Origin of the sequence: Rhizobium johnstonii 3841 (genome assembly GCF_000009265.1) — a bacterium.
In the GTDB taxonomy this organism is placed as follows: Bacteria; Pseudomonadota; Alphaproteobacteria; order Rhizobiales; family Rhizobiaceae; genus Rhizobium; species Rhizobium acaciae.
In genome coordinates this window covers 2,895,253-2,919,069 of the sequence record NC_008380.1, presented here as the reverse complement: position 1 = coordinate 2,919,069, position 23,817 = coordinate 2,895,253, and the positions used below count along the sequence as shown (strand labels likewise).

21 protein-coding genes are annotated in these 23,817 nt (G+C 60.4%); 6 read left to right on the top strand and 15 right to left on the bottom strand.

Features of this window, described 5'->3' with window-relative positions; genetic code table 11:
* Positions 1-13 precede the first annotated feature (13 nt).
* The 4 genes from RL_RS14225 to RL_RS14210 form a co-directional block, all read right to left on the bottom strand.
* On the bottom strand, positions 14-280 hold the full coding sequence (locus RL_RS14225) for an usg protein (protein ID WP_003540344.1): 267 nt from the start codon (positions 278-280) through the stop codon (positions 14-16).
* Positions 281-501: 221 nt separating this feature from the next.
* Entirely contained in the window at positions 502-1,332 is an 831-nt protein-coding gene (locus tag RL_RS14220; RefSeq protein WP_011652287.1) for an ABC transporter permease, read from the bottom strand.
* A complete protein-coding gene (locus tag RL_RS14215; RefSeq protein WP_011652286.1) occupies positions 1,329-2,135 on the bottom strand; it encodes an ABC transporter permease in 807 nt (268 codons plus the stop codon). The genes RL_RS14220 and RL_RS14215 overlap by 4 nt, the downstream gene beginning before the upstream one ends.
* A 113-nt stretch (positions 2,136-2,248) precedes the next feature.
* A complete protein-coding gene (locus RL_RS14210) occupies positions 2,249-3,022 on the bottom strand; it encodes a transporter substrate-binding domain-containing protein (RefSeq protein WP_011652285.1) in 774 nt (257 codons plus the stop codon).
* Between the two features lie 330 nt (positions 3,023-3,352).
* On the opposite strand from RL_RS14210, the gene RL_RS14205 reads away from it, so the two are divergent.
* Complete coding sequence (locus RL_RS14205) at positions 3,353-5,542, top strand: OmpA family protein (protein WP_011652284.1); 2,190 nt, start codon at positions 3,353-3,355, stop codon at positions 5,540-5,542.
* Positions 5,543-5,821: 279 nt separating this feature from the next.
* Here RL_RS14205 and RL_RS14200 read toward each other — a convergent pair whose 3' ends face one another.
* The 11 genes from RL_RS14200 to RL_RS14150 form a co-directional block, all read right to left on the bottom strand.
* The gene (locus RL_RS14200) at positions 5,822-6,910 is read right to left on the bottom strand and encodes an ABC transporter ATP-binding protein (RefSeq protein ID WP_011652283.1); all 1,089 of its coding nucleotides are present in this window, start codon (positions 6,908-6,910) and stop codon (positions 5,822-5,824) included.
* A gap of 220 nt (positions 6,911-7,130) precedes the next feature.
* Positions 7,131-8,585: an extracellular solute-binding protein gene (locus RL_RS14195; protein ID WP_011652282.1), complete on the bottom strand. Its 1,455-nt coding sequence runs from the start codon at positions 8,583-8,585 to the stop codon at positions 7,131-7,133.
* A gap of 44 nt (positions 8,586-8,629) precedes the next feature.
* Positions 8,630-9,658 (bottom strand): carbohydrate ABC transporter permease, encoded by a 1,029-nt coding sequence (locus tag RL_RS14190; protein WP_011652281.1) that lies wholly within the window; start codon positions 9,656-9,658, stop codon positions 8,630-8,632.
* Entirely contained in the window at positions 9,655-10,530 is an 876-nt protein-coding gene (locus RL_RS14185) for a carbohydrate ABC transporter permease (RefSeq protein ID WP_011652280.1), read from the bottom strand. Before RL_RS14185 ends, RL_RS14190 begins: the two co-directional genes overlap by 4 nt.
* Positions 10,527-11,459, bottom strand: a complete 933-nt coding sequence (gene rbsK / locus RL_RS14180) for a ribokinase (RefSeq protein WP_011652279.1) — start codon at positions 11,457-11,459, stop codon at positions 10,527-10,529. The genes RL_RS14185 and rbsK overlap by 4 nt, the downstream gene beginning before the upstream one ends.
* 12 nt (positions 11,460-11,471) lie before the next feature.
* Positions 11,472-11,927: an RbsD/FucU family protein gene (locus RL_RS14175; protein WP_011652278.1), complete on the bottom strand. Its 456-nt coding sequence runs from the start codon at positions 11,925-11,927 to the stop codon at positions 11,472-11,474.
* A gap of 147 nt (positions 11,928-12,074) precedes the next feature.
* A complete protein-coding gene (locus tag RL_RS14170; RefSeq protein WP_011652277.1) occupies positions 12,075-14,462 on the bottom strand; it encodes an aldehyde dehydrogenase family protein in 2,388 nt (795 codons plus the stop codon).
* A 5-nt stretch (positions 14,463-14,467) separates the two neighbouring features.
* Positions 14,468-15,496: a deoxyribose-phosphate aldolase gene (deoC, locus tag RL_RS14165; RefSeq protein WP_028741186.1), complete on the bottom strand. Its 1,029-nt coding sequence runs from the start codon at positions 15,494-15,496 to the stop codon at positions 14,468-14,470.
* A 175-nt stretch (positions 15,497-15,671) separates the two neighbouring features.
* A complete protein-coding gene (locus tag RL_RS14160) occupies positions 15,672-16,394 on the bottom strand; it encodes a DeoR family transcriptional regulator (RefSeq protein ID WP_011652275.1) in 723 nt (240 codons plus the stop codon).
* Positions 16,395-16,792: 398 nt separating this feature from the next.
* Positions 16,793-17,551, bottom strand: coding sequence for an alpha/beta fold hydrolase (locus tag RL_RS14155; RefSeq protein ID WP_011652274.1), 759 nt, complete (start codon positions 17,549-17,551; stop codon positions 16,793-16,795).
* A gap of 54 nt (positions 17,552-17,605) precedes the next feature.
* Positions 17,606-19,381: a cytochrome c biogenesis protein DipZ gene (locus RL_RS14150; RefSeq protein WP_028741187.1), complete on the bottom strand. Its 1,776-nt coding sequence runs from the start codon at positions 19,379-19,381 to the stop codon at positions 17,606-17,608.
* Between the two features lie 350 nt (positions 19,382-19,731).
* Here RL_RS14150 and RL_RS14145 point away from each other — a divergent pair, with 350 nt between their 5' ends.
* The 5 genes from RL_RS14145 to RL_RS40155 all read left to right on the top strand — a co-directional run bounded on the left by RL_RS14145 (position 19,732) and on the right by RL_RS40155 (position 23,802).
* Entirely contained in the window at positions 19,732-20,781 is a 1,050-nt protein-coding gene (locus RL_RS14145) for an alpha/beta fold hydrolase (RefSeq protein ID WP_011652272.1), read from the top strand.
* A 126-nt stretch (positions 20,782-20,907) separates the two neighbouring features.
* On the top strand, positions 20,908-21,648 hold the full coding sequence (locus RL_RS14140; protein ID WP_011652271.1) for a response regulator: 741 nt from the start codon (positions 20,908-20,910) through the stop codon (positions 21,646-21,648).
* Positions 21,645-22,967, top strand: coding sequence for an ATP-binding protein (locus tag RL_RS14135; protein ID WP_028741188.1), 1,323 nt, complete (start codon positions 21,645-21,647; stop codon positions 22,965-22,967). The genes RL_RS14140 and RL_RS14135 overlap by 4 nt, the downstream gene beginning before the upstream one ends.
* Positions 22,968-23,157: 190 nt before the next feature.
* Positions 23,158-23,574: an organic hydroperoxide resistance protein gene (locus RL_RS14130; protein ID WP_011652269.1), complete on the top strand. Its 417-nt coding sequence runs from the start codon at positions 23,158-23,160 to the stop codon at positions 23,572-23,574.
* A gap of 66 nt (positions 23,575-23,640) precedes the next feature.
* The gene (locus tag RL_RS40155) at positions 23,641-23,802 is read left to right on the top strand and encodes a hypothetical protein (protein ID WP_165422416.1); all 162 of its coding nucleotides are present in this window, start codon (positions 23,641-23,643) and stop codon (positions 23,800-23,802) included.
* Positions 23,803-23,817 lie beyond the last annotated feature (15 nt).

The window sequence follows — 23,817 nt, the reverse complement described above, 5'->3', positions numbered from 1 at the left end:
GTTGCAGAGCCGATCAGTGCAGGATGAACTCGCCCTTCAGTGCCCGCCACTCGGTTGCCGAGATCAGTTTGCGGTGGATGTAGCGCACCGAATGCAGCGGCCCGTCCAACTTCTCTTCCCAGAATTTCAGGAAACCGCGCATTTCGGGAAAATCAGGAGCGAGGTCGTAATCCTGCCAGACATAGGTCTGTAGGATCACCGGGTGGTCCGGCAGACGGTAGAGGATCTGGGCGGTCGTCAGACCATAGCCCTTCAATTGTTTTTCCATGTCCTTGTGCATCGTATTCCGCTTCTTCTTGTTCCCACTCGCGCGCTTATTAGCGCTACATGATATGGAAGCATGCGAGTGGTTAACGGAAGCTTTACAGATACTTCGTAAAAGGACAATTTATTTTTAATATCAATGTCTTGGCAGCATCGTCCCAAGAGTGCTGCCAAACTGGCTTTTGTTTGATGAATGCCGTTATCCCAAAGCCGCGACACAGTTTTGGGCGTCATGCATCAGCGTTTGAGGTGCCGGGTCAGGCGGCGCTCGAACCAGGCCCAGAGATGGCGTAAGGCCTCTACGATGGTGAGGTAGAAGATCGCCGCCCAGAGATAGGTCTGGTAGTCGAATGTGCGGGAGAAGGCGTAGCGGGTTTCGCCCATCAGGTCGAGCACGGTGATGATGGCGACGACCGCCGAGCCCTTGATCAGAAGGATGATCTCGTTGCCGTAAGGGCGAAGTGCGACGATGAAGGCCTGCGGCAGGATGATCTTGCGGAAGGCGATGCTGTTATGAATGCCGAGCGCCGCGGCCGCCTCGCGCTGGCCGTGCGGCACGCTTTCGATCGCGCCGCGCAGGATTTCCGCCTGGTAGGCCGCGGTATTGATGGTCATGGCAAAAAGGCCGCAATACCAGGCTTCGCGGAAGAACCACCAGATGCCGACGGCCTCAAGCTGCGGCCGGAATACGCCGAGGCCGTAATAGACCAGGAACAGCTGGGCAAGCAGCGGCGTGCCGCGGAAGAAATAGATGTAGCCGTAGGCCAGCGCATTCAGCACGCGATTGTTTGACATGCGCGCCATGGCAAGCGGCAGCGACAGGATGGCGCCGCAGATAACGGAAATGAAAACGAGGCTCAGCGTTATCCAGAGACCATGGAGGTAACGCGGCCCGTAGCGAATGAATTTTTCCGAATCCCAGCCATTGATGACGGAAATGACAAGAAGGGCCGCGAGCACAGCCCAGATGGCGACGAGAATATAGCCGGCCATGCGCGCCGGCGTCATCGGCTTTATCACCTCGCGGGGTGCTGGCTGCGGCGGGATCAGCGTTTCGGCGTAGCTCATCGACGGACCTCCGAACGCTTGGCCCAACGCTCGACATAGACGAGCAGAAAGGAGGAGAGGATGGCAAGCACCAGATAGAGACAGCAGGCCACACCATAAAAGAAGAAGGGTTCCTTGGTCACGCGCACGGCAACACTTGTCTGGCGCAGGATATCGGCAAGGCTGATGATCGAGACGTAGGAGGTGTCCTTCAGCAGCACCATCCAGAGGTTCGTCAGGCCCGGCAGCGCGATGCGCACGAGTTGCGGCAGGATGATCAGACGCAACGTGCGGCCGCGATGCAGCCCAAGCGCGTCGCCCGCCTCATATTGTCCTTTGGGAATGGCGTGGAAGGCCGAGAGCAGCACTTCCGAACAGTAGGCGGAGAAGACGACCGAAAGCGCGATGACGCCGGCGAGGAAGGCGTTGATCTCGATCGGCGGCCCGTCATAACCGACGAAGGTCAGCAGAGACTGGATCAGCATCTGCATGCCGTAGTAGATGATGAAGAGCGTCAAAAGCTCCGGCAGGCCGCGGAAGATCGTCGTGTAGATGCCGGCCGCCAGCCGCAGCGGCTTTTCCTCCGACTGCTGGCCAAGCGCCACCAGGAAGCCGATGGCGAGGCCGATCGGCAAGGTGACGATCGCCACCGAAACGGTGACCTGCAGGCCAAGCGCAATCTCGTCGCCCCAGCCGGTATCGCCACAGGCAAGGATCGTCGACTGACCTAGCCAAGTGAAGATGCCAACGGGCCCGCACAGCGGATCGAAAATGTGCACAATCCAGCTCCAGAAGGAGCCCAGCGCGGAAAATAATCCGCTCATGCGAGAATTCCCCTCACGGCTTTTGCCGTTTTAATCTTGCTATCTTTGTCAAACAAAAATGGCGGAAGAGCAAGCCTTCCGCCATTACCTTCATCGGCGAGATAACGAATTTCTTATTCGCCGTAAACGTCGAAGTCGAAGTACTTGTCCTGGATCTTCTTGTATTCACCGCTGGCGCGGATCGCAGCGATCGCCGTGTTCAGCTTTTCCTTCAACGGGTCGCCCTTGCGGATGGCAATGCCTGCGCCGTTGCCGTTGATTTCCTTGTCGACCGGCAGGGTCGTCAGGATCTTGCAGCAGGCGCCGGCGTCGGACTTGACCCATTCGGAGAGAACGACGACGTCGTCGATGACGGCGTCGACGCGGCCGCTGGCAACGTCGAGCTTGTATTCGTCAGCGGTCGGATAGAGCTTCAGCTCAGTGTCGGCGAGATGCTTCTCGGCATAGTTGGCGTGCGTCGTGGAGGTCTGCGCGCCGATCACCTTGCCCTTGAGGCCGGCGACGTCTGATATCGTCGAATCCTTCGGCACGGCAATGGCCGGCGGGGTGTTGTAGTACTTGTTCGAGAAATCGACGAGCTTCAGACGCTCCGGCGTGATCGACATGGAGGAGACGATCATGTCGAACTTCTTGGCGTTGAGCGCCGGGATGATGCCGTCCCAGTCGGTGCTGACGAAGGAGCATTCGGCCTTCATTTCAGCGCAGAGCGCCTTGGTGATGTCGATGTCGAAGCCCTGAATCGTGCCGCTGGCATCGACGAATTCGAAGGGCGGATAGGTCGAATCGGTGCCGATCACATATTTCTCGCCATCGGCCATGGCCGAGCCGGCAAAGAGGGACATCGCCGCGATCGAGGCTGCCGCGAAAATACGGGTAGAGTTAAGCATGAGGATCCTCTCTGTTGGTAGCCGTCGCTCCTTTTTCTGTTGGGCTGACGGCCGCAGTTCAACGGTGCTGAGACCGCCTTGCGGCGATAATCAGACTTTTTTTCATGGAATTGCAACACAAATCCCATCGCAATTGTGCGGTGCAAATAGCAGGCGAGATGAACGCCGGCAGACTGCAACATTCACGCGAGGTTAATCCCGGACTTCCTAGAACCGGAACAAATCGGCGGCTCGGCAATTGCCATTCCGCCGTTTCGCCTCAATGCGAAGCTAGGGGCGGAACCAGGGCCTGACGGCCTCAAGAAGCTCAAACAGGATCGAGGAAACCCGATGGGCATGAAATCAAGATTGTTCGCGAGCGCGGCTTTTCCGTTGCTTTCTCTTTCGCTGGCTCTGCAGCCGGCAACGGCGATGGCGGCCGTGCGCGACGTCGCGACGCAGGCCTCGGCCGTGCAGCAGGCCGAGCAAGGCAGCTTCGAGGTGGCGCAGGATGCACCTTCCGAGGAAGAACTGCTGAAGAAGAAGCGCAAGCAGCAGGAAGAAGCCCCGGCCGAAAAGCCGGCGCAGCAGGAAGCGCCCGCGGAGAAGCCGAAGGCTGAGCGCAAGGAAGCTCCGGCGCCCGAACCCAAGGCCGAGCCGGAACCGCCCAAGGCCGAAGCAGCGCCGAAAGAGGAGCCTGCTCCGCAGCCGGAAAGCAAGCCCGCGCGGAAAGCCAAATCGGAAGCCCAGCCCGAGGCAAAGCCGGAGGCCGAGCAGCCGGTAACCCAGGAAAAGCCGAAGAAGCCGAAAAAGCCGGAGGCGCAGCAGGCCGAACCCGAACAGCAGCCGGCAGCAAAGGAAGCTCAGCCGGAAGCCGAGCAGGCACAGCCCGAAGCCAAGCCGGAAGGCGGCAAACGGGATAAAGGACAGGACAAGGCCCAGGGCCGGGATAAAGGCAAGGGCAAGGCTGAGAAAGAAGCGCAGCCTGCCGCTCCCGACGCCGTGACACCGACTGCGGAATCGGCCAAGCCCGAAGCCACGCCTGAGGCAAAACCCGCCGCCGAGGCGCCGGCCGAGAAAAAGCCGGCAAAGGGCGAAACTGCAGCACCAGCAGACAAGGCACCCACGGACAAGGCGACGGAAGGCAAGGCAACCGAAGGCAAGGCGACCGAGGACAAGGCGGCAGCCCCGGAAGCCGCACCCGCCGAAAAGCCCAAGGATGGCACGGCGGCAAAGCCCGCCGGTGAACAACCCGCCGGCGCACAGCCGGCTGCGCCCGCAACTGACACTGCCCAGCCGCTGCCGGATGCCAGCGGCGGCCAGCAGGTGGAGCAGGCCATTCCGGCGCCGGAAAAGGTTTCGCCCGAGGAGCTGGAGCGCCGCAAGAAGATCGCTGCAGATCCGGCCAAGAGCAGTGAGACCGTCGTGCTGCCGGTGGAGAACGGCGCGGCCGTGCTCGACAGCGACAAGGATGCCGACCGCAGCAAGGGCCGGGAAGGCCGCCGCGATCGTGACAGGCAGCGCGCCGACAGCCAGGAGGTGAAGGTGCCGACCTCGGATGCCGATGCACAGGCTTTGAGCGGCGCCAAAGCGCCGGCGCCGGTCAAGCTCGAGGCGGTGACCCGCGAGAAGGGCAGGAAGCTCGACGAGCGGCCACGATTCGTCCGTCCCGACGGCGCGCGCTTCGACGATCGTGGGAGCGACGACAGCCGTGTGATCATCCAGTACGATAACAGGACGATCGTGCGCGGCGATGACGACAGGCGTTTCCTGCGCGACGGCGAACGGCCGAGCTACGAAGAGCTCTCCGGCGACCGCTACCGCGAGACGATCACGCGGCCGGAAGGCTATCGCATCGTGACGATCCGCAACCGTTACGGGGACATCATCCAGCGGTCGCGCGTCGATGCCCGCGGGCGCGAGGACGTGCTCTATTATTCGCAGGATCTCTATGACGATCCGGACCGCGACTATTTCGAGGATCCGGGCGCCGACCTGCCGCCGATGCGGCTGCGCGTACCGCTCAGCGACTACATCATTGATACTCGCAGCGACCCGAACCGGGACTATTACGAGTTCCTGAGCGAGCCGCCAGTCGAGCCGGTCGAGCGCGTCTATTCGCTGGATGAGGTGAAGTACTCGGCCCGTATCCGCGACAAGGTGCGTCGCATCGACCTCGACACGATCACCTTCGCGACCGGCAGCGCCGATATCCCGATGACCCAGGCGCGCACCTTGCGCAAGGTCGCCGACGCAATCAGCCAGGTGCTCGAGAAGGATCCGAGCGAAACCTTCCTGATCGAGGGTCATACCGATGCCGTCGGCTCTGACCAGAGCAACCTGATCCTCTCCGACCAGCGGGCGGAATCGGTCGCCAACGTGCTCTCCGACGTCTACGGCATCGCGCCGGAAAACCTCGCGACGCAGGGCTATGGTGAGAGCTACCTGAAGGTCAACACGTCGGCCCCTGAGCAGGAAAACCGCCGCGTCACCATCCGCCGCGTCACGGCACTGGTCCGCCCGGTCGCTGCCAACAAGTAATGATGTTGCCCCTCCCCATTTCCGGGGAGGGGCATTTCGGTCTTGCTTCTTCTTTCCAAGTTGCTTGAAGGGTGATTGAGACGGGTGGCTCGCTCCCTCTTCTCGCCAGCGGGGAGGTGCCGGCAGGAGACCGGATTGTCGTCGATCACCGGAGGCATTGCGACACCCTTTAGCGCCTTGGCGGCGCTGCCGACGCCCCGTATCTTTGAATTCATACGGCGCAGATCGCGATGTGCGAATGTCCTCTTGGTGGATTGCCGTATAAGTTTACGGTGCTTTTTAGCCCACCGTGTCTCCTGTACTTTTAAGGAAAAAGTGCATTTTCTGGGTATCAATTGGAACGCTAATCCTGTCATCCGGGCCAACGCGCGATGACGCGTGGATCTGGGCAGTAAAGGCCGCTGAGCCGACCTTGCCGATCGCCAGTGTGTATGGACCGAGGGGCTCGATATCGGCGACATGAAGGCTCACAGTTGAAACGTTGGAATCCCCAACCATAGTATGTTCCGGTCGGATCCCGAGAACCACTGACTGTCCTACTGCCGCCGAAAGGCGCTCGGCTCTTTGTGTGGGAACCGGAATGTCGACCCCACCCTCGGCTTGGAAGGCAATTCCACCGGCGTTTTGCACAAGTTGCCCCTCGATGAAGTTCATGCTTGGCGAGCCGATGAAGGCGGCGACAAAGAGATTCTTCGGATATTCATAAAGGGTGATCGGATCCGCGGCCTGTTCGATCCGCCCTTGATTCATAACCACGACCCGATCTGCCATCGTCATCGCCTCTACCTGATCATGTGTAACGTACACGATCGTGGTTTTGAGCCTGCGGTGTAACAGCTTGATTTCGGTTCGCATTTCAATGCGCAATTTAGCGTCGAGGTTGGACAACGGTTCGTCGAACAGGAACACATCCGGCTGGCGAACGATCGCCCGACCAATCGCCACGCGTTGGCGTTGGCCACCTGAGAGCGCGTTCGGCTTGCGTTTCAAATAGGCACCGAGATTGAGAATGCGCGCCGCATTTGCAACGGCGGCATCGATGTCCTGCTTCGGCGTTCCGCGCACCTTCATGCCGTAGCCGATGTTTTCGGCAACCGTCATATGCGGATAGAGCGCGTAATTCTGAAACACCATCGAGCAATTGCGCAGACCCGGACGCAGCGTGGTAACGTCCCGCTCACCGATACGGATTTCCCCTGATGTCGTCTGTTCCAGCCCCGCGATCATCCGCAGGGTGGTTGTCTTCCCGCACCCGGAAGGCCCGACAAGAACCACGAATTCCTTGTCGGCAATTGCCAAATCGAGCGGAGGAATGACCTCAACGCTACCAAAGGATTTGGTGACCTGATCCAAACGCACCTGGGACATGCTGTAACCTTTTCATGAGAATTCCAGCGCCTGGCCCAGCGCATAGGCCCGAAAATCGGAATCGATTTTCGGAAAGCACGATGCGTAGATTCAAAGTGTTAGAGCGCCCTTTGTGCCTCCGAAAGGACGCACGGCACTCTAAGCGGCGATGGTTTGCTTCTTCTTCCAACGATGTCTGATCCCATCCCGGCACCGCCGGGATGGGATGTTGAGGATGGGTTTATTTTGCAGGCAGACCCATCGACGAACGATAGGCTGCCAGCTGCTTGTCGCGGCCGAACTCGTCCGTCAGCTTGTTCCATCCGGCAGCCACGGTATCCAGCGCCTGCTGCGGCGTCACTTCTCCAGCCAATGCCTTGGAAAGCTCGATTTCGAGAATTTCCGTATAGGAGAAATAGCCCGGCAGGCGCATGTCGAGCGCCGTGTTCTTGGCGGTCACCGCGTCCTTCTGGCTTCCAAGATATTCCTTGGCCTCACGCTCGGAAAAGATCTTCGACCACAACGCCGTATTTGTCGTGTGCGAAAGACGGTAAGGATTGACGCCTGTGCCGCCGGTGATGGCCGCCTGACCGGAAACCGCCGGGCTCGTCAGGAACTGGATATAGTTCCAAGCGGCCTCCTGGTTCTTGGAGGACGACGGAACAGCCGCCTGCCAACCGCCGAAGGCCATGAAGGAAGTCTGGACGACTTCGGGCTGCTTGTCCCACTTTTTGGTCTTGTAGTTCCAGATCTCGTCGGATCCCGGCAGGGATGCCGAGCCGACGCTACCAGCAACCTTCGACTGCTTCGGGTCGGCGGCGATGACGCCGGTATCGCCCCAGCCGATCGATTCCGCGACCTGGCCACCGGCAAAGGCCGCGTTCACTTCGCCGAACGAGAAGTTCAGCGCATTTGGCGGCGCCAGTTTGGAGGCGCGGATATATTCTTCCAGGCCGCGCACCCAGCCCGGATTGTTGACCTGCGCATCCATCGTGTCAGGATCGAAGAACATACCGCCGGGATTGTCGGGATGGCTGGTGTATCCTGCCACGTGACTGAACAGGAACCAGAATTGCTGGCCACCACGGCGGAAGGCTTCCGCCGTGCCCCAAAGGCCCTTGTCCGGCTGCTGGAAGAATTCAGCGATGTCGAGATACTGCTTCCATGTCTTCGGCGGGGCCAGATCGTAGCCATACTTCGCCTTGAAGGCGCTCTGGTTTTCCGCGTTTTCAAACAGATCAATGCGGTAGGTATAGGTATGGGCATCACCGTCCATGGTCTGCGACAGGACCTTGCCGTTCCAGACCATCAGTTGCTCGCGGTAAACAGGCGCGATGTCCTCCCAGTCGGCACCGGATTGCATATTCTTCGGCATTTCCGAGAGGAAATCGGTGAAGTCCGGTGCCCAGGCCGGCGCGAAGGCGACCACGTCGAACGTGTCTTCGCCCGAGGTCAGCGAGGTTACGATCTTGGGATAGAGTTCCGACCACGGAAATTCCACCACATTTACCTTGCCGCAGGTCTTTTCCTCCCAGCCCTTGGCCGCCAGCTGCAGCGCAGATGCGATGTAAGGCCCCGTCTGCGTCGTGGCAGTGAGCGTGACACCGGTGTAGTCCGGTTCGCACGCGAGCGCCGGTGCGGTGCCCGCCGCAGCAAGCAGTACCGCGGCCGTTGAACTTAGTAGCAATCTTCTCATGTTTTCCTCCCCGGAATTGAACAATGACTAGGCTTGTCGAACGGTCACTTTATTGCTCCTAAAAGCAGGCCGGACCGCATCAGCCTGCTTAAAATGCCCGCCATGACGACCATGGGTATGATCGCGACCAGGGCGGCTGCCGATATCGACCACCACTCGTCGCCGCGCTGGCTGTTTTGCCCTGCGACGAGAATGGGAAGTGTCTGCCATTTGGAACTGGTCAGGAAGAGTGCGAACAGGAACTCGTTCCAGACGAAGGCGAGCGTGATCATGAATGTCGCGATCAGGCCCGGCTTGGACATGGGCAGAACGATACCGAAGAAAATTCTCCACGACGGCACATTGTCGACCATCGCCGCCTCTTCGACTTCCACCGGCAGTGCCGCAAAGAAATCGCGCATCAGCCAGATCACGATAGGCAGCGAGAAGGCGACATAGGCGAAGGTGAGGCCCGTATAGGTGTCCACCAGCTTGAACCCCAACTTGCCCATTTCCGTATACATCAGGAACAAGGCAAAGGCGGCGACGATCGGCGGAAACATGCGCTGGCTGACAAACCAGAAGACGATGTCATCATTGCCGAGGAGCGGCCCCGGAAGCCTGATGCGGCTGGAGCCGATGGCGAGTGCAAGCGCTGCAACAAAGGCGTAGATCAGCGAAATAGCCTGCCCGTAGCCCAGCACATGACGGCCGAGCAGGTATCCGCCGAAGGCAACAACGACGAAAATCACCCCGGACAGCAGCTTCACCTCGAAGGTGAAGCGCACCAGCGCATAGGCTGCCATCGAACCGATGAAGGTGGCCAGCAACGATGCGGAAAGCCCGACGATGGTCGAGGCGATGAAGGTGTTGTAGAACTGGCCGCGCGCGCCCGACAGAAGCTCGCTCCAGGCTGTCAGCGTCGGGTCGAAGTCGACAAATGGAATATAGGTCGGCCCGCCGACGACGCCGAGCGGCGACTTGAACGAGGTGATCGCGACCCAGTAAAGCGGAAAGAAGGTGAAGGCGAGCCACAGTAGGCAGCCTGCGAGCGCCCACCAGCGGCCGGATCCTTTAAGGTCACGCACGCTCATTTGTGCTTCTCCAGATAGGGCTTCAGGATGGCGAGATAGACGAGCCCGATCACGGTAATGACGATCAGAAACAGGAAGGAGAGGGCGGAGGTGTAACCGAGGTTGAACTTCTTGAAGCCCTCCTGATACGCGAACAAGGTGAGCGTTTCGGTCGAAATGCCGGGCCCTCCGCCTGTCATGACGAACACCGTGTCGATGATCTTGTAGCTCTCGATGAGGCGGATGAAGACCACAGCCACCGAAATCGGCAGCATCATCGGGAAGGTGATCCCCCAGAACTGCTGCCAGGGGCTGGCATTTTCAAGCGCGGCAGCCTCGTAGACGTCCTCCGGCAGGGTTTGCAACCCGGCAAGAAGCATGAGGATGACGAAGGGTGTCCACTGCCACACTTCGACGGAAATGATAGCGCCGATAGCCCATCTGGTCTGCGTCAGAAACGGCAGGTTGGGAAAACCGAAGACGGTCATCAGCTCATTGAGCGGCCCCATCGTGGGATTGAGGATCTGGCGGGCAATCAGTGCAACGGCAACGGGCGCTACCAGCATTGGCACCAGGAAGCTGACCCGGAACAAACCTTCACCAGGCACTCGACGGCTGAGCGCCAGCGCCACGGAAAAACCGATGACATATTGCAGCGTCACCGCGATAAAAGCGATGATCGTCGTCGTCCAGGCGACATTCCAGAAGCGCGGATTCTGAAGCAGTTCCGTATAGTTGCCGAAGCCGACGAAACGCGCGGGGATCGGCGGCACGAGCCGCAGGCTCATGAAGCTGGTGGTCAGCGAATAGATCAGCGGGAAGATCGAGATCACCAGCACGATCAGCAGCGCCGGCCAGATGAAGAAGTGTTTGATCGGATCGTTGCGGGTCATGCTGCGCCTCCTTTCTGGAGAAGCGCCTCGATTTCCTCGATCTTCGGCATTGCAGGCGCGGTACCCCGCCGCGTCACCGCAATACCGGCGGTCGCGCAGCCGAAACGCACGGCCTCGACCGGACTAGCGCCCCGCGAGAGCGCTGCCGAGAAGCCACCGACAAATGCGTCGCCGGCGCCGGTGGTATCGATGACCGCTCCCGACGAGACCGCCGGAACATGAACCGATTGCCGGGCCGTATGATACAACACACCGCGACCACCCAGTGTGATCAGCGCGGCTTTCACGCCCTTGGCAAGAAGCGCGTCGCCAGCCCGTCTGGCGTCGTCGAGTGTGTCGAGCGGAAAACCGACGATGGCGGCTGCCTCGGTTTCGTTTGGCACGATATAGTCGCAGAGCGGATAGATCGTGTCTGGAAACGGCTCGGCCGGCGCTGGATTGAAAACAGTGGTAACGCCGGCCGCATGGGCGATCTCGAGGGCGCGCTGCGCCGCTTCGGCCGGTTGTTCGAGCTGGGTCACGAAGACAGCCGATTGCTCGATGGTTTCGCGTGCCGCCTCGACATCACCAATGCCGATGGTGCCCGCGGCACCTGGATAGACGATGATCGCATTGTCGCCGTTACCGTCATTGACGTAGATGAAGGCAGCGCCGGTCGGCATATCGTCCATCTGCACAACCTTCGGCGTTACGCCAGCTTCCGCATAGGTCTTCAGCGCCATGTCGCCGAACGTGTCGCGGCCGATCTTCGAGATGAAGGAGACTGTTCCACCGGCGCGGGCAGCAGCGACAGCCTGGTTGGATCCCTTGCCGCCCGGACCTACTGCAAAACCGGTCCCGGTGATGGTCTCGCCAACGTTTGGCATGCGCTTGGCCAGATAGGCCGTGTCGGCGACGAAAATCCCGAGGATCGAAACACCCACCTTCATTATCGTTTCCCCTCAAACGGCTTCCGGCGGAATCACGCCTTTGGTGAAAAGGAAGCAGCCGTAGAAGCGGTTTTCGCCCGTGGTGATGACGCAATAGGCCTTTTTGGCTTCCTCATAGAAGGCGAAACGCTCGATCCCGTACATCGGCGCCGGCTTGCCCTCGGCGCCGTCGATAACGGCCTGGACTTCCTGCTGCACGGGAGGGATCTCGTCCGGCGCGCCCATGATTTCCATTCGCCCGGCGGACGGCTGCAGCGGCGTATCCAGCGGCATTACCGAAAGAATAGCTTCGATGGCGCGGGCAGCAGACACATTGTCTATCCGCAAGAGCTTGCCGAGCACCGTTTGCCGGGCAATGGAATCCGAAGGAAAATTGGTGTCGGAAACGACGACGGTGTCACCATGCCCCATGGACCGGAGCGCGTGCAGCACGTCCGCATTCAGAGCCGGATCGATATTCTTCAGCATGAAAATCCTCCCTTAGTTGCACCATTTCGCAGCACCTCGTGCCGCAAAACAGAGCCCAATAACCGCAGCCCGTTATTCCCTCAAATTCCGTTGTTCTCGCCTGCCGGAGCGGTTCTCCTCCCGCCCGGATGACCAGAGTTGGAGCCCTTATTCTCCGTAGGGGATCCAGATATTCTTCACATCCACAGCGCGGCGAAGGTATAGCGCGCCTTCGCCAGCGGCTCTGTCCATCCAGTCCGTCGCCTTGCCATTGTCCACGAAGGTTCGCTTGAGGTTGCCCGAAGACAGCTTCTCCACCGTCGTCGAAAGTTCCGCCGAGCCGAAGGCCCACAACGCATCAACGTCATTGTGCGCGGCAAGGATCTTTGCCAGTTCGATCGCCGACCCGGTGACGATATTGACGACACCGGCAGGCAGATCCGACGTTTCCAGAACGGAATAGAAATCCGTGGCCGAAAGCGGGAAGGCCTCACTCGGCACCGCGACGACACGATTGCCGGTGGCAATCAACGGCGCAATCAGACTGATAAAGCCGAGCAGTGGCGCTTCCGGCGGGCAGATGATGCCAACCACGCCGATGGCTTCCGGCATGGCCAGGGCAACGCCGCGAAGCGGCGGCTGGTGAATGCCGCCTTCATATTTGTCCGCCCAGGCTGCGTAGGTGAAGAGACGGGAAATCGCGGCGTCGACCTCGGCGTTTGCATTGGCTGCGGAAGCTCCGGTCATCGCTGTTATCCGCGAGGCGAACTCGTCGGCGCGGCCACTGAGGTTTTCAGCGATGTAATAGAGAATCTGGGCGCGGTTATGAGTCGTCGCATTCGACCAGGCGGAGGCGGCCTGTGCGGCAACTACCGCATTGCGGATGTCCTTTCGGTTGCCTTCGCCGACCTCCCCGATCGCTTTGCCCTTGGGCGAGGCGATGACACGGGAATAATTGCCGTCCGGGCGTGCCTGCTTGCCGCCGATGAAGAGCTTTGCCGTCCGGTCGATGCTTGGCAGGGCAAAATCGCCGGCAACCGGCTTTACTTGCGAAAGTGCGGGCATAGCTGCGCGCGTCTTGCGACCGACCCAAGCCTTCGGCTTCAGATATTCGTAGCAACCTTCGCGTCCGCCTTCGCGGCCGAATCCGGATTCGCGCTTGCCGCCAAAACCGACGGCGGCATCGAAAAGATTGGTGGCATTCACCCAGACCACACCGGCTGCGAGCTTTGCCGCAACGTTCAGCGCCAAGCCGATCGTCTCGCTCCAGACGCTGGCGGCGAGGCCGTAGCGGGTGTGATTGGCAAGCTGGATAGCCTCTTCCGGTGTCCGGAAAGTCATGGAGACCGCAACCGGCCCGAAGATTTCCTCGGTCGCGACGATCGATGTCGGCTGCACGCCGCTCAGGAGCGTCGGCGGGTAGAAGCTGCCGCCCTTGGGCAGGTCGATCTTGGCCTGATGCAGTGTCGCGCCTTCTGAAACTCCCTTTTTCACCAGCGCTTCGATACGCGTCAATTGCACGGGCGCTATGATCGCACCCATATCGATACACTTGTCCAAAGGCTGACCGACCCGCAATGTCTCCATCCGGCGCTTCAGCCGCTCGTGGAAAAGATCGGCAATGCCTTCCTGGACCAGAAGCCGCGAACCGGCGCAGCAGACCTGTCCCTGGTTGAACCAGATCGCGTCGACCGCGCCTTCCACGGCGCCGTCGATATCGGCGTCGTCAAAGACGACGAAAGGGGACTTGCCGCCGAGTTCCAGCGTCAACGATTTGCCGCTACCTGCGGTCCGCTCGCGAATAACGCGCCCGACTTCGGTCGATCCGGTAAAGGCAATTTTGTCGATGTCCTCATGCCCGACGAGCAGCGCGCCTGTTTCGCCTTCTCCCGTCACGATATTGAGGACGCCCGGCGGAAGGCCCGCCGCGGATGCCAGTTCGGCAAAGAGAAGCGCCGTCAGCGACGTGAATTCGGCAGGCTTAAGGATGACGGCGTTGCCGAGCGCCAAAGCCGGCGCCACTTTCCAGGCCAGCATCAGGAATGGGAAATTCCACGGGATGATCTGGCCGACGACGCCGACTGGCACGTGATCGGCAAATTCCGTGTCCTGGATTTGCGCCCATCCGGCGTGATGATAGAAATGACGGGCCGCCAGGGGCACGTCGAGATCGCGGGTTTCGCGGATCGGCTTGCCGTTGTCGATTGCCTCGACCACAGCAATCAGACGCGCATGGCGCTGGATCATCCGGGCAAGTGCATAGAGATGGCGCGCCCGCGCGTGGCCCGGCAATCGCGCCCATGACGCCTGTGCCTTGCGGGCCGCCGCAACTGCGTTGTCCACATCCGTCGCGCCGCCGTTCGCGAGCTTCGCCAGGACCTTGCCGGTGGCTGGCTCGAACGTGTCGAAGTTCTTGCCCGACGCAGAGGGCACGAATGCGCCATTGATGAAGTGACCGAAACCGGAAGCGTGGCGCGCCAACCAGTCACGAGCTTCGATATCGGATTCAGGTGCGGGGCCGTAGGACATTTCGTCGAAATACTTTGCAACAGTCATCTGGATCATCCAATCGGGTGTCTGTTGAGGGCCGAATAGGCACCGGTGACGTGATGCTCCAACTGCCGCTCGATATCCGCAAGCAGGCTTGATGCGCCGATGCGGAAGAGGTCGGCCTCCAGCCACTCGCGCCCCAGTTCGTCCTTCATCAGGAACTGGTAGTTCAACACGTCCTTCGCCGCGGAAATGCCGCCGGCCGGCTTGTAGCCGATCTTGATGCCGGTGCGCTCCTGATAGGAGCGGATCGCCCGCAGCATGGTCAATGTCACGGCCAGCGTCGCATTGACGCCTTCCTTGCCCGTCGAGGTCTTGATGAAATCGGCTCCCGCCATCATGCAGACCAGCGAGGCCTTGGCGACATTGCGCAGCGTCTTCAGGTCGCCGGTCGCCAGAATGGCTTTGACATGCGCATCACCGCAGGCGGCGCGATATTCTTTCATTTCCTCGTAGAGTGCAGTCCAGTTACCGGTCAGCACATGCTCGCGGGTGATGACGATGTCGATTTCCTTCGCGCCATCGGCAACTGACGCCTCGATTTCCTTGACCTTGAGGTGGTGCGGGCTGAGGCCGGCAGGGAAACCGGTCGAAACCGCGGCGACCGGAATGCCAGAATCTCCGAGCGCCTCGACGGCCGTTGCAACAAAACGATGGTAGACGCAGATGGCGCCGGTGGTGATCGAACGGCCGCTCATGCCAAGAGAATCCAGAATGTCGGCGCGTATCGGATTCATCGCCTTCGCGCACAACCGCTTGACGCGTTCGGGGGTATCGTCGCCGTTCAACGTCGTCAGGTCGATGCAGGTCACCGCCTTCAGGAGCCAAGCCGCCTGTGCGTCCTTTTTGACGGTGCGGCGTCCGGGAAGCGAGGCTACGCGGCGCTCGGTGGCAGACAGGTTGACCCGGGTATCAAGCACCCACGACAGATCGAGTTCCATACCGGTATTGCGCGGCCGGTTATGGGTGCCGCCCGGCAATCGCGAAGGGCCTCCATGATGCGTCGCGTTTGCCGCATTGTGAACAGCAACGGTTTCCAACTAGAATCCTCCCGATCCGAGCGTGAAGATCCTGTTGCTATCAGTGCAGATGCACGTAGAGGAAGCTTCACGACTGGCTCAAATGTGATTTTTTTTTCACTGTTTGTGAGGTTTGCATCACCGTGCCGCTGCGTCAAGTTTAGATTTCGACAGACACAGAAAAAATGCGGATTTCTCAATCGAAATCGTTCATGCCGTTTTCGGTGATGACCACATCGAACGACTTCATGTCGCTGAAAAAGGCCGGCTTGAGCTTGCCGATTTTGCTGCTGTCGGCGAGAAGAATATTCTTTCGTGCCCGGGACATCGCCTTTTTCTTGATCTCCGCTTCGTGAAAATGCGCGCAGGTCGCGCCACGCCGGGCATCGACACCGGCTGCAGAAAGAAATGCCACGTTGATCACAAGCTGATCGAGCATTTCCAGCCCCGTGGCACCGGAAAAGCTCGCCGATGCGGGATGGTAAAGACCACCGAGCATAACAAGGCGAACGTTGGGTTTTCGCGTCAGACGATCAGCGACATTCATGGCGTAACAGATCGCCGTTATGTGAATCTGGTCTGGGAGGAGATCGACCAGATAGGGTAGCGTGGTGCCGCAATCGAAAAAAACCGTGTCATCATCGTGAATGTAATCAATGGCTTGTGTGCAAACTTGCCGTTTTGCAGTGGCATGACTGTCGGCTGCCCTGGAAATTTCATAGGGATCGTTTTCCGCTTCGATAGCCGCAACGATATGACCGCCGAGGAACGCGAATTGGTCTGCATTCGCACTGACATCACGCCGAACCGTCATCTCTGAGACGCCCAGTATCTCGGCAGCATTCTTGATGTGCAGAATGCGATGTTGTGAAAGGGCCTCGGATAAGACTGCTATGCGCCGGCCCCTGCGACTATCCATATCGCGTGTCTCCCTTATCGTTTACACTGGAATAGTGTCTGATGAATATTTAACAAGGGACTGCCATTCCCATCTCGTTTGCTCCTCGATTCACGATTCGGCATCTGCGCCGAGATACAGCTTCTGCACCAGCCGGTCGCGCGAACATGGGATATCGTCGCAATTTTATATAGAGAAACTCCGCAATTTGAAATGAGAATTTGTGACTGATCTTCCATTTTTTTGATGGAATAGTCACAAGGCCGCATAAAAGGTGCCCGGCTTCGGCTGCGGGATGCGGGGACGACGAGATCGACATTTCGGCCGGCAGGGGCGACTTCGCTATGCCTCTGGTCGGGTGGCCCTCCGACCAGAGGCTTCATGCGCGCGACTGCTTAGGACATTCCTGGCTGCGCGTGCTACTCGCCGGCTTTCCTTGCTGCCGTTTCGATCGCATCGGCGACCTTTTCCGGTTGGGATGCGAAGACGGCGTGGCTTGCCTTGATTTCAGTCACCTCGCTTCCGGCGCGTTTTGCCATGTCGCGTTCCAGCTCGGGGTTGATGGAGCGATCCTCGGTGGCGACGATCGACCAGCTTTTCTTCGTCCGCCATGCCGGCTGAGTGATTTTGGCGGAGAATGCCTGCTTTGCGGCGAAGACCTGTGACTTTGCCATGAAATCGGCTTCGGCTTGCGGAAGGTCGGCTGCGAAATCCGCGGCGAAGGCGCCCGGATCGAGATAGAGATATTTGCCGTCCTTCGTTTCCTTTATATCCATGCTGCCAGCGGGCTTCGAGCTGGCGAGGCTCAGCAGGCTTTCGCCCTTGTCGGGCTGGAATGCCGCGACATAGACCAGGCCGGCCACCGCGGGATCGTTGCCGGCTTCGGTGATGACCATGCCGCCGTAGCTGTGGCCGACGAGCAGGACCGGTCCGCCCTGAAGGTCGAGAACCCGCTTGGTCGCCGCCACATCGTCGTTGAGCGAGGTGATGGGCTGCTGGACGATGGTGACGTTGAAGCCGCGCTTCTCGAGAATGTCCGTCGCCTTGCGCCATCCCGATCCGTCGGCCAGCGCGCCGTGGACGATCACGATGTTCTTGACCGCGGCAGCCTCGGCTGCGAACGCGATGGCGGTGGTGGCAAAGGCAAGGGCTGCGGTGAAAAGAAGACGTTTGTTCATGACTATCACTCCTTTGGTCATTGTTGGTGATCGGGATATTGATGCGTTTCAGGTTCAGCCGAATGTGAAGGCGTAAGCCTGCACGCCGGGATCGAGGAAGCGGATCTCGAAGTTGCGGGCAACGACCGTGCCGGATTGGCGGACGAGCTGGTAGAGCCTTGTTGCGGTCACCGTGCCGTTGCCATCGGCATCGATGTCGGAGCCGTGGTCGGGCCCTGGCGCCTTGCCGTCGATCTTCACCTGGAAGCGGATCGGCTTGTCGCCGGCGCCAGGCCCAAGAACGAGATGCAGATCGCGGGCGCTGAAGCGATAGGTGATGCCGCCGCCCGGCTGATCAAGCGTTGCCTGATCCCTGCCGACAATCCAGGTTCCCGACAGGCCCCAGCCGTTGAGGTCAGGCTCGGCGATCGAATAGTTGCGCGCGGCGTCGGCTTTCAATCCCTCGGGAGAGGTGAAGTTCGCCGCCTGTTCGTAGCCGAGATAGGTCTCGCCGGAGCGGATATTGCCGAGATCAGGACCTGCTTCCACGCCCTTGGCATCCGGCACGACCGGCGCGCTTGCCGCCATTTCGCTGCCGGCTTCGCGCAGCAGGTCCTGAATGGCTTTTTCGGTCCTGTTGTAATTGCCTTCGCCGAAATGGTGGTAGCGGATCTGGCCCTTGGCATCGATCAGATAGGCGGCAGGCCAGTAGCTGTTCTGGAAGGCGCGCCAGATGCTGTAATCATTGTCGATCGCAACGGGATAGCCGATCTGGAAGTCGCCGATCGCCTTCCTGACGTTGTCGACCTTCTTTTCGAAGGCAAATTCCGGGGCGTGGACGCCGATCACCACGAGACCCTGATCCGCATATTTTTCGGCCCAGGCCCTGACATAGGGGATGGTACGAATGCAGTTGATGCAGGAATAGGTCCAGAAGTCGACGAGCACGACCTTGCCCCGCAGTTGTTCCGTGGTGAGAGGCTCAGAGTTCAGCCATTCGACCGCGCCAGCGAGCGAAGGGGCGTGGCCTTCGACGGGCAAGTCGCTACGGAAGGGGTTCTTCGCATCGGCTGCGGCGATCATCACCTCGTTGCTCGCCAGCTCGGAAGATGCGCCGCTGAGCGGCTTTGCATGCAGCCTGTCGAGCACGGCCTGTTCCAGCGATGCGGTGCTGGCATAGGAGAGCCGGGCGAGCAGGCTGGTGTCGAGGCCGAGCGCGATGACGGCGACGCCCGCCAGCACGGCAGCGCCGAGCCCCTGACGAATCCTGTCGCCAATGCCGAGCGAACGCTTCATGGCGGTGAATATCTGGCCGCCGACAAGCAGGGCGACGGCAAGCGAACTTGCAGCACCAGCGGCATAGGCGATCAGCAGGAAGGTCGTTTGCAGATTAGCGCCCTGCAATGCAGCTCCGGTCAGCACAAGGCCGAGGATCGGACCGGCGCAGGGCGCCCAGAGCAGTCCGGTGGCGACGCCGAGAAGAAGCGCGCTCTTCACTGTCGTGGTGCCGCGCCCGCCGCCGGTGGCGTTGATGAGATTGTTGCCAAGGTCGACGATCGGCCGGGCAAGCGTGCTTGCGAAACGCGGTGAAAGCAGGCTTGCGCCAAAGAGGGCAAGCAGGACGATGGCGGCAAGCCGGCCATATTCATTGGCGCGAATGGCCCAGCTGCCGCCAACTGCGGCCAGTGTGGCGACCATCGCGAAGGTGGCGGCCATACCCGCCAGCATCGGCAGCGTGCTCCTGACGAAGGGCTGTCCGGCGCGGGCGAAGACAAAGGGGAGGATGGGGAGGATGCACGGGCTGAGGATCGTCAGCGCGCCTCCGAGATAGGCAATGATCAGTAGTGTCATCATCGTTTCCTTTGAAACCGATTGATCGGGCTCTGGGCGGCGATGGGGCCTGAACCAGCAACGGCGGGGATATGGCCGGTGTGAAGTATCCCCGATGTGTCCGGCTTTGCGGAAAAATGTACCGAAGTGTCGGGGTAGGGCGGCGGCGATACAAAGCGATACAAACTGCCGCGGTGGCGAGGAAACGGCTGCGGCCAATGTGACCGCTTGCTGAGGCAGCGCGATTGTATCGGAATGTATCTAGGCGGCCGGAAGCTACATCCGCATTCAAAAAACGGTTGCTTGCGACATATCGGGGATACAAGTAGAGCGCCTTTTCGCGACCGTGATCCATTCGACAGGAGAGACCGATGTCAGAGCAAATCAACCATCACCGCCGCCGTTTCTTCGGCATGACGGCAATCGCCCTTGCGGCGGTCGAATTCGGCGTGGCCGGCACGGCCGCAGCCCAGTCGTCTGCGACGGCCGCTTCGGTGCCAGCTATAAAGCCCGGAACCAACACGTCCTTCGAAGCGCTGAAGCAGGTCAAGGCAGGCGTGCTCGACATCGGCTACGCCGAAGCGGGCAAGGCGGATGCCCCTGTCGTATTGCTGCTGCATGGCTGGCCCTATGACATCTATAGTTTCGTCGATGTCGCGCCCCTGCTTGCCGCGGCGGGCTACAGGGTGATTGTGCCTTATCTGCGCGGTTACGGGACGACCCGCTTCCTGGACGATCAGACACCGCGCAACGGCCAGCCGTCAGCGCTCGCCGCCGACATGATCGCGCTCCTCGATGCGCTGGATATCGAGAAGGCCGTCATTGCCGGATACGACTGGGGCGGGCGGACCGCCAACATCATGGCGGCGCTCTGGCCCGAGCGCTGTAAGGCGATGGTATCTGTAAGCGGCTACCTGATCGGTAGCCAGGAGGCCAACAAGAAGCCGCTTCCACCGAAAGCCGAACTCGCTTGGTGGTACCAGTTCTATTTCGCCACCGAACGCGGTCGTCAGGGATACGAGAGCAACACCCATGATTTCGCAAAGCTAATCTGGCAGACGGCATCGCCGAAGTGGAACTTCGACGATGCGACATTCGACAGGTCGGCCGCTGCCTTCGACAATCCCGACCACGTCGCGATCGTCATTCACAATTATCGCTGGCGCCTCGGGCTTGTCGAAGGCGAGGCCAAGTACGATGCCTACGAGACGACGCTCGCCGCAACGCCTGTCATTTCGGCACCGACCATCACCATGGAGGGCGATGCAAACGGTGCGCCGCATCCGCAGCCTTCCGCCTATGCCGGAAAATTCTCCGGAAAATACGAGCATCGCACGATCGGCGGCGGCATCGGCCATAACCTGCCTCAGGAAGCGCCGCAGGCTTTTGCGCAGGCGGTCATAGACGTCGATCGTTTCTAGGTCGACGATGCCGGTTGCAGCGCCTCGTTGCTCCGGCCAGCGGAATATGTGTAGGTCGCGTCTGTCGCTTCGGTCAGGAACGGAGCGACCGGCGCGGCCGCTTCTATCGATAAGGAACAGGGAAATATGGATCATGTCGATCACATCCTGATCGTCGATGACGATCGCGAAATCCGCGAGCTGGTATCGGGCTACCTGCAGAAGAATGGCCTGCGCACGAGCGTTGCTGCCGACGGACGGCAGATGCGCAGTTTTGTCGAAGCCAATGCGGTCGACCTGATTGTGCTCGATGTGATGATGCCCGGCGATGACGGGCTGGTGCTCTGCCGCGAATTGCGCGCCGGCCGGCACAAGGCGATCCCGATCCTGATGCTGACGGCCCGCACCGACGAGATGGACAGAATCCTCGGGCTGGAGATGGGCGCCGATGATTATCTTCCCAAGCCCTTTGCTGCGCGTGAGCTTCTCGCCCGCATCAAGGCGGTGCTGCGGCGCACGCGGATGTTGCCGCCCAACCTGCAGATCAGCGAGGCCGGGCAATTGCTGAGCTTTGGCGACTGGCGGCTCGATACGGTCGCCCGGCATCTTCTCGACAGGGAAGGGACCGCGATTGCGCTCAGCGGCGCCGAATACCGTCTGCTCCGCGTCTTCATCGACCATCCGCAGCGGGTGCTCAATCGCGACCAGCTTCTGAGCCTGACGCAGGGCCGCGACGCCGATCTCTTCGATCGCTCGATCGATCTTCTGGTCAGCCGCCTTCGTCAGCGGCTGGGCGACGATGCGCGCGAACCGACCTATATCAAGACGGTGCGCAGCGAAGGCTATGTGTTTTCGGTCCCGGTCGAAATATCGGAGCCGCGCCAATGAAGGCGGCAATCCCCTTGCGTTCGGGCTTGACGTGGCCGAGCACGTTGCGGTCGCGGATCTTCCTGATCCTGCTGATCGGATTGGCCTTCGCCTACGGTCTGTCGTTCAGTGTGCTCTATATGGAGCGGTACATGTCGGCCAAGGCGGTGATGCTCGGCACGCTGGAAAATGACGTGGCAACATCGATTGCGGTTCTCGATCGGCTTCCGCCAGGCGAACGCGGCGACCTGCTCGACCGGCTGAGCCGCGGCAATTACCGTTTCGTGCTCGGACCCGGCCTTCCCGGCGTGCCTGACACGTCAAGCAAAGGGGCGGAAATCTCAGGAAAGATCGAGGAGGCTATCGGGCACCGCTTTCCAATCCGGATCGAACGGATTCCTGGCGATGTGAACCGATTGCAGGCGCATTTGACGCTGAGCGACGGAAGCCCCTTGACGATCGACGTCACGCCGAAGGGCGTCATGCCGATCGCCGCATGGCTGCCTTACGTCTTCGTCATCCAGATGGCGCTGCTCATCCTCTGTACCTGGTTTGCGGTTCGCCAGGCGATCCGGCCGCTCGGCGAGCTTGCCGCCGCCGCCGATTCCCTCGACCCGAACAAGGACGGTCCCGCTTTGAGCGAGGCGGGGCCGAGGGAAGTCGCGCATGCGGCACGGGCGTTCAATGCGATGCGGGAAAGGATCGCTCATTATCTCGAAGAGCGCGTTCAGATATTGGCGGCAATCTCGCATGACCTGCAGACGCCGATCACCCGCATGCGGCTGCGCGCCGACATGGCGGAGGATTCGCCGGAGAAAGACAAGCTGGTGCACGATCTCGCCGAGATCCAGCGCCTCGTTCAGGACGGCATTGCCTATGCACGCAGTGCGCATGGCAATGGCGAGAAGAGTGCCCGCATCGATCTCGCCTCGTTCATCGACAGCATAGCCTACGACTACCAGGATACCGGAAAGGCCGTCACAGTCGTCGGCCTGGTTCAGGGTGCCGCCTTCACCAAGCCGCATGCTCTCCGCCGCATCCTATCGAACTTCATCGACAATGCGCTGAAGTTTGCCGGCGCCGCCGAGATCGGCGTCGAGCGTAGCGCCGAGAACGATATCGTCATCACGATTATGGACCGTGGGCCTGGAATCCCCGACGATATGCTGGAGGCGGCCATGCAGCCTTTCTTCCGGCTGGAGCAATCCCGCAACCGGGAGACCGGCGGCACCGGTCTGGGTCTTGCGATTGCCCAGCAACTGACGGCCAAGATCGGTGGGTCGCTCCGGCTCTACAATCGCGCCGGCGGTGGGCTGGCGGCGGAAATCACTATCCGCTGACATCGGCGCACGCCGCGAAATTTCGAGACGTTTTGTATGCGAAGTTGTCCTCGATATCGGATGCTACGCTTTGTGACATTTCGGGCGATTTTGGAAACATGGCGGATATATCCGTCGGTCAAACCACACTCCGTCAACCCGGCCGCGCACCGCGGCCAGTCGCCTTAGCGACGCAACAAAGGAGTGTTTCATGACAAAGATCGACAAGGTTCTCTATACCGGCAAGACCCACACGACGGGCGGGCGCGACGGCGCGTCGCACAGCGACGACGGGCAGCTTGATATCAAGCTTTCGCCTCCGGGCAGCAACCGTGCCGGCACCAATCCCGAACAGCTTTTCGCCGCCGGCTGGTCTGCCTGCTTCATCGGCGCGATCGGCATTGCTGCCGGCAAGCTGAAGGTCAAGCTTCCTGCAGATGCCGCCGTCAACGCCGAGGTCGATCTCGGGGCGACCGACGGCGACTATTTCCTACAGGCTCGCCTCAAGGTCAGCCTGCCGGGCATCGAAGCGGATCTGGCAAGGGCGCTTGTGGATGAAGCGCACCGGACCTGCCCCTATTCGAAAGCAACCCGCGGCAATATCAATGTCGAATTGAGCATTGCCTGACAGATGGGATCGATCGCCAAAAGGAAACATGACGAGGCCGGTCGGGCCTCGTCGATGGAGGAAATAATGAGACTGATGATGATCTGCATTCTGGGGGCGACGATTTTCGCAGCGCCCTGCATCTACGATGTAAGCTCACAGGAGCCGTCGCCGCTTGCCGGCCTCGTGACGGCGGCATCCGCAGCTTCATCCTCAGGGGAGCAGCCGTCGCTCCAGCTGTTCTTTTAGATCACCAGGGAGAAA

Coding starts and splice junctions, on each gene's coding strand:
- RL_RS14225 (WP_003540344.1), bottom strand. CDS start 280: ATGCACAAGGACATGGAAAAACAATTGAAGGGCTATGGTCTGACGACC.
- RL_RS14220 (WP_011652287.1), bottom strand. CDS start 1,332: ATGAGCTACGCCGAAACGCTGATCCCGCCGCAGCCAGCACCCCGCGAG.
- RL_RS14215 (WP_011652286.1), bottom strand. CDS start 2,135: ATGAGCGGATTATTTTCCGCGCTGGGCTCCTTCTGGAGCTGGATTGTG.
- RL_RS14210 (WP_011652285.1), bottom strand. CDS start 3,022: ATGCTTAACTCTACCCGTATTTTCGCGGCAGCCTCGATCGCGGCGATG.
- RL_RS14205 (WP_011652284.1), top strand. CDS start 3,353: ATGGGCATGAAATCAAGATTGTTCGCGAGCGCGGCTTTTCCGTTGCTT.
- RL_RS14200 (WP_011652283.1), bottom strand. CDS start 6,910: ATGTCCCAGGTGCGTTTGGATCAGGTCACCAAATCCTTTGGTAGCGTT.
- RL_RS14195 (WP_011652282.1), bottom strand. CDS start 8,585: ATGAGAAGATTGCTACTAAGTTCAACGGCCGCGGTACTGCTTGCTGCG.
- RL_RS14190 (WP_011652281.1), bottom strand. CDS start 9,658: ATGAGCGTGCGTGACCTTAAAGGATCCGGCCGCTGGTGGGCGCTCGCA.
- RL_RS14185 (WP_011652280.1), bottom strand. CDS start 10,530: ATGACCCGCAACGATCCGATCAAACACTTCTTCATCTGGCCGGCGCTG.
- rbsK (WP_011652279.1), bottom strand. CDS start 11,459: ATGAAGGTGGGTGTTTCGATCCTCGGGATTTTCGTCGCCGACACGGCC.
- RL_RS14175 (WP_011652278.1), bottom strand. CDS start 11,927: ATGCTGAAGAATATCGATCCGGCTCTGAATGCGGACGTGCTGCACGCG.
- RL_RS14170 (WP_011652277.1), bottom strand. CDS start 14,462: ATGACTGTTGCAAAGTATTTCGACGAAATGTCCTACGGCCCCGCACCT.
- RL_RS14160 (WP_011652275.1), bottom strand. CDS start 16,394: ATGGATAGTCGCAGGGGCCGGCGCATAGCAGTCTTATCCGAGGCCCTT.
- RL_RS14155 (WP_011652274.1), bottom strand. CDS start 17,551: ATGAACAAACGTCTTCTTTTCACCGCAGCCCTTGCCTTTGCCACCACC.
- RL_RS14150 (WP_028741187.1), bottom strand. CDS start 19,381: ATGACACTACTGATCATTGCCTATCTCGGAGGCGCGCTGACGATCCTC.
- RL_RS14145 (WP_011652272.1), top strand. CDS start 19,732: ATGTCAGAGCAAATCAACCATCACCGCCGCCGTTTCTTCGGCATGACG.
- RL_RS14140 (WP_011652271.1), top strand. CDS start 20,908: ATGGATCATGTCGATCACATCCTGATCGTCGATGACGATCGCGAAATC.
- RL_RS14135 (WP_028741188.1), top strand. CDS start 21,645: ATGAAGGCGGCAATCCCCTTGCGTTCGGGCTTGACGTGGCCGAGCACG.
- RL_RS14130 (WP_011652269.1), top strand. CDS start 23,158: ATGACAAAGATCGACAAGGTTCTCTATACCGGCAAGACCCACACGACG.
- RL_RS40155 (WP_165422416.1), top strand. CDS start 23,641: ATGAGACTGATGATGATCTGCATTCTGGGGGCGACGATTTTCGCAGCG.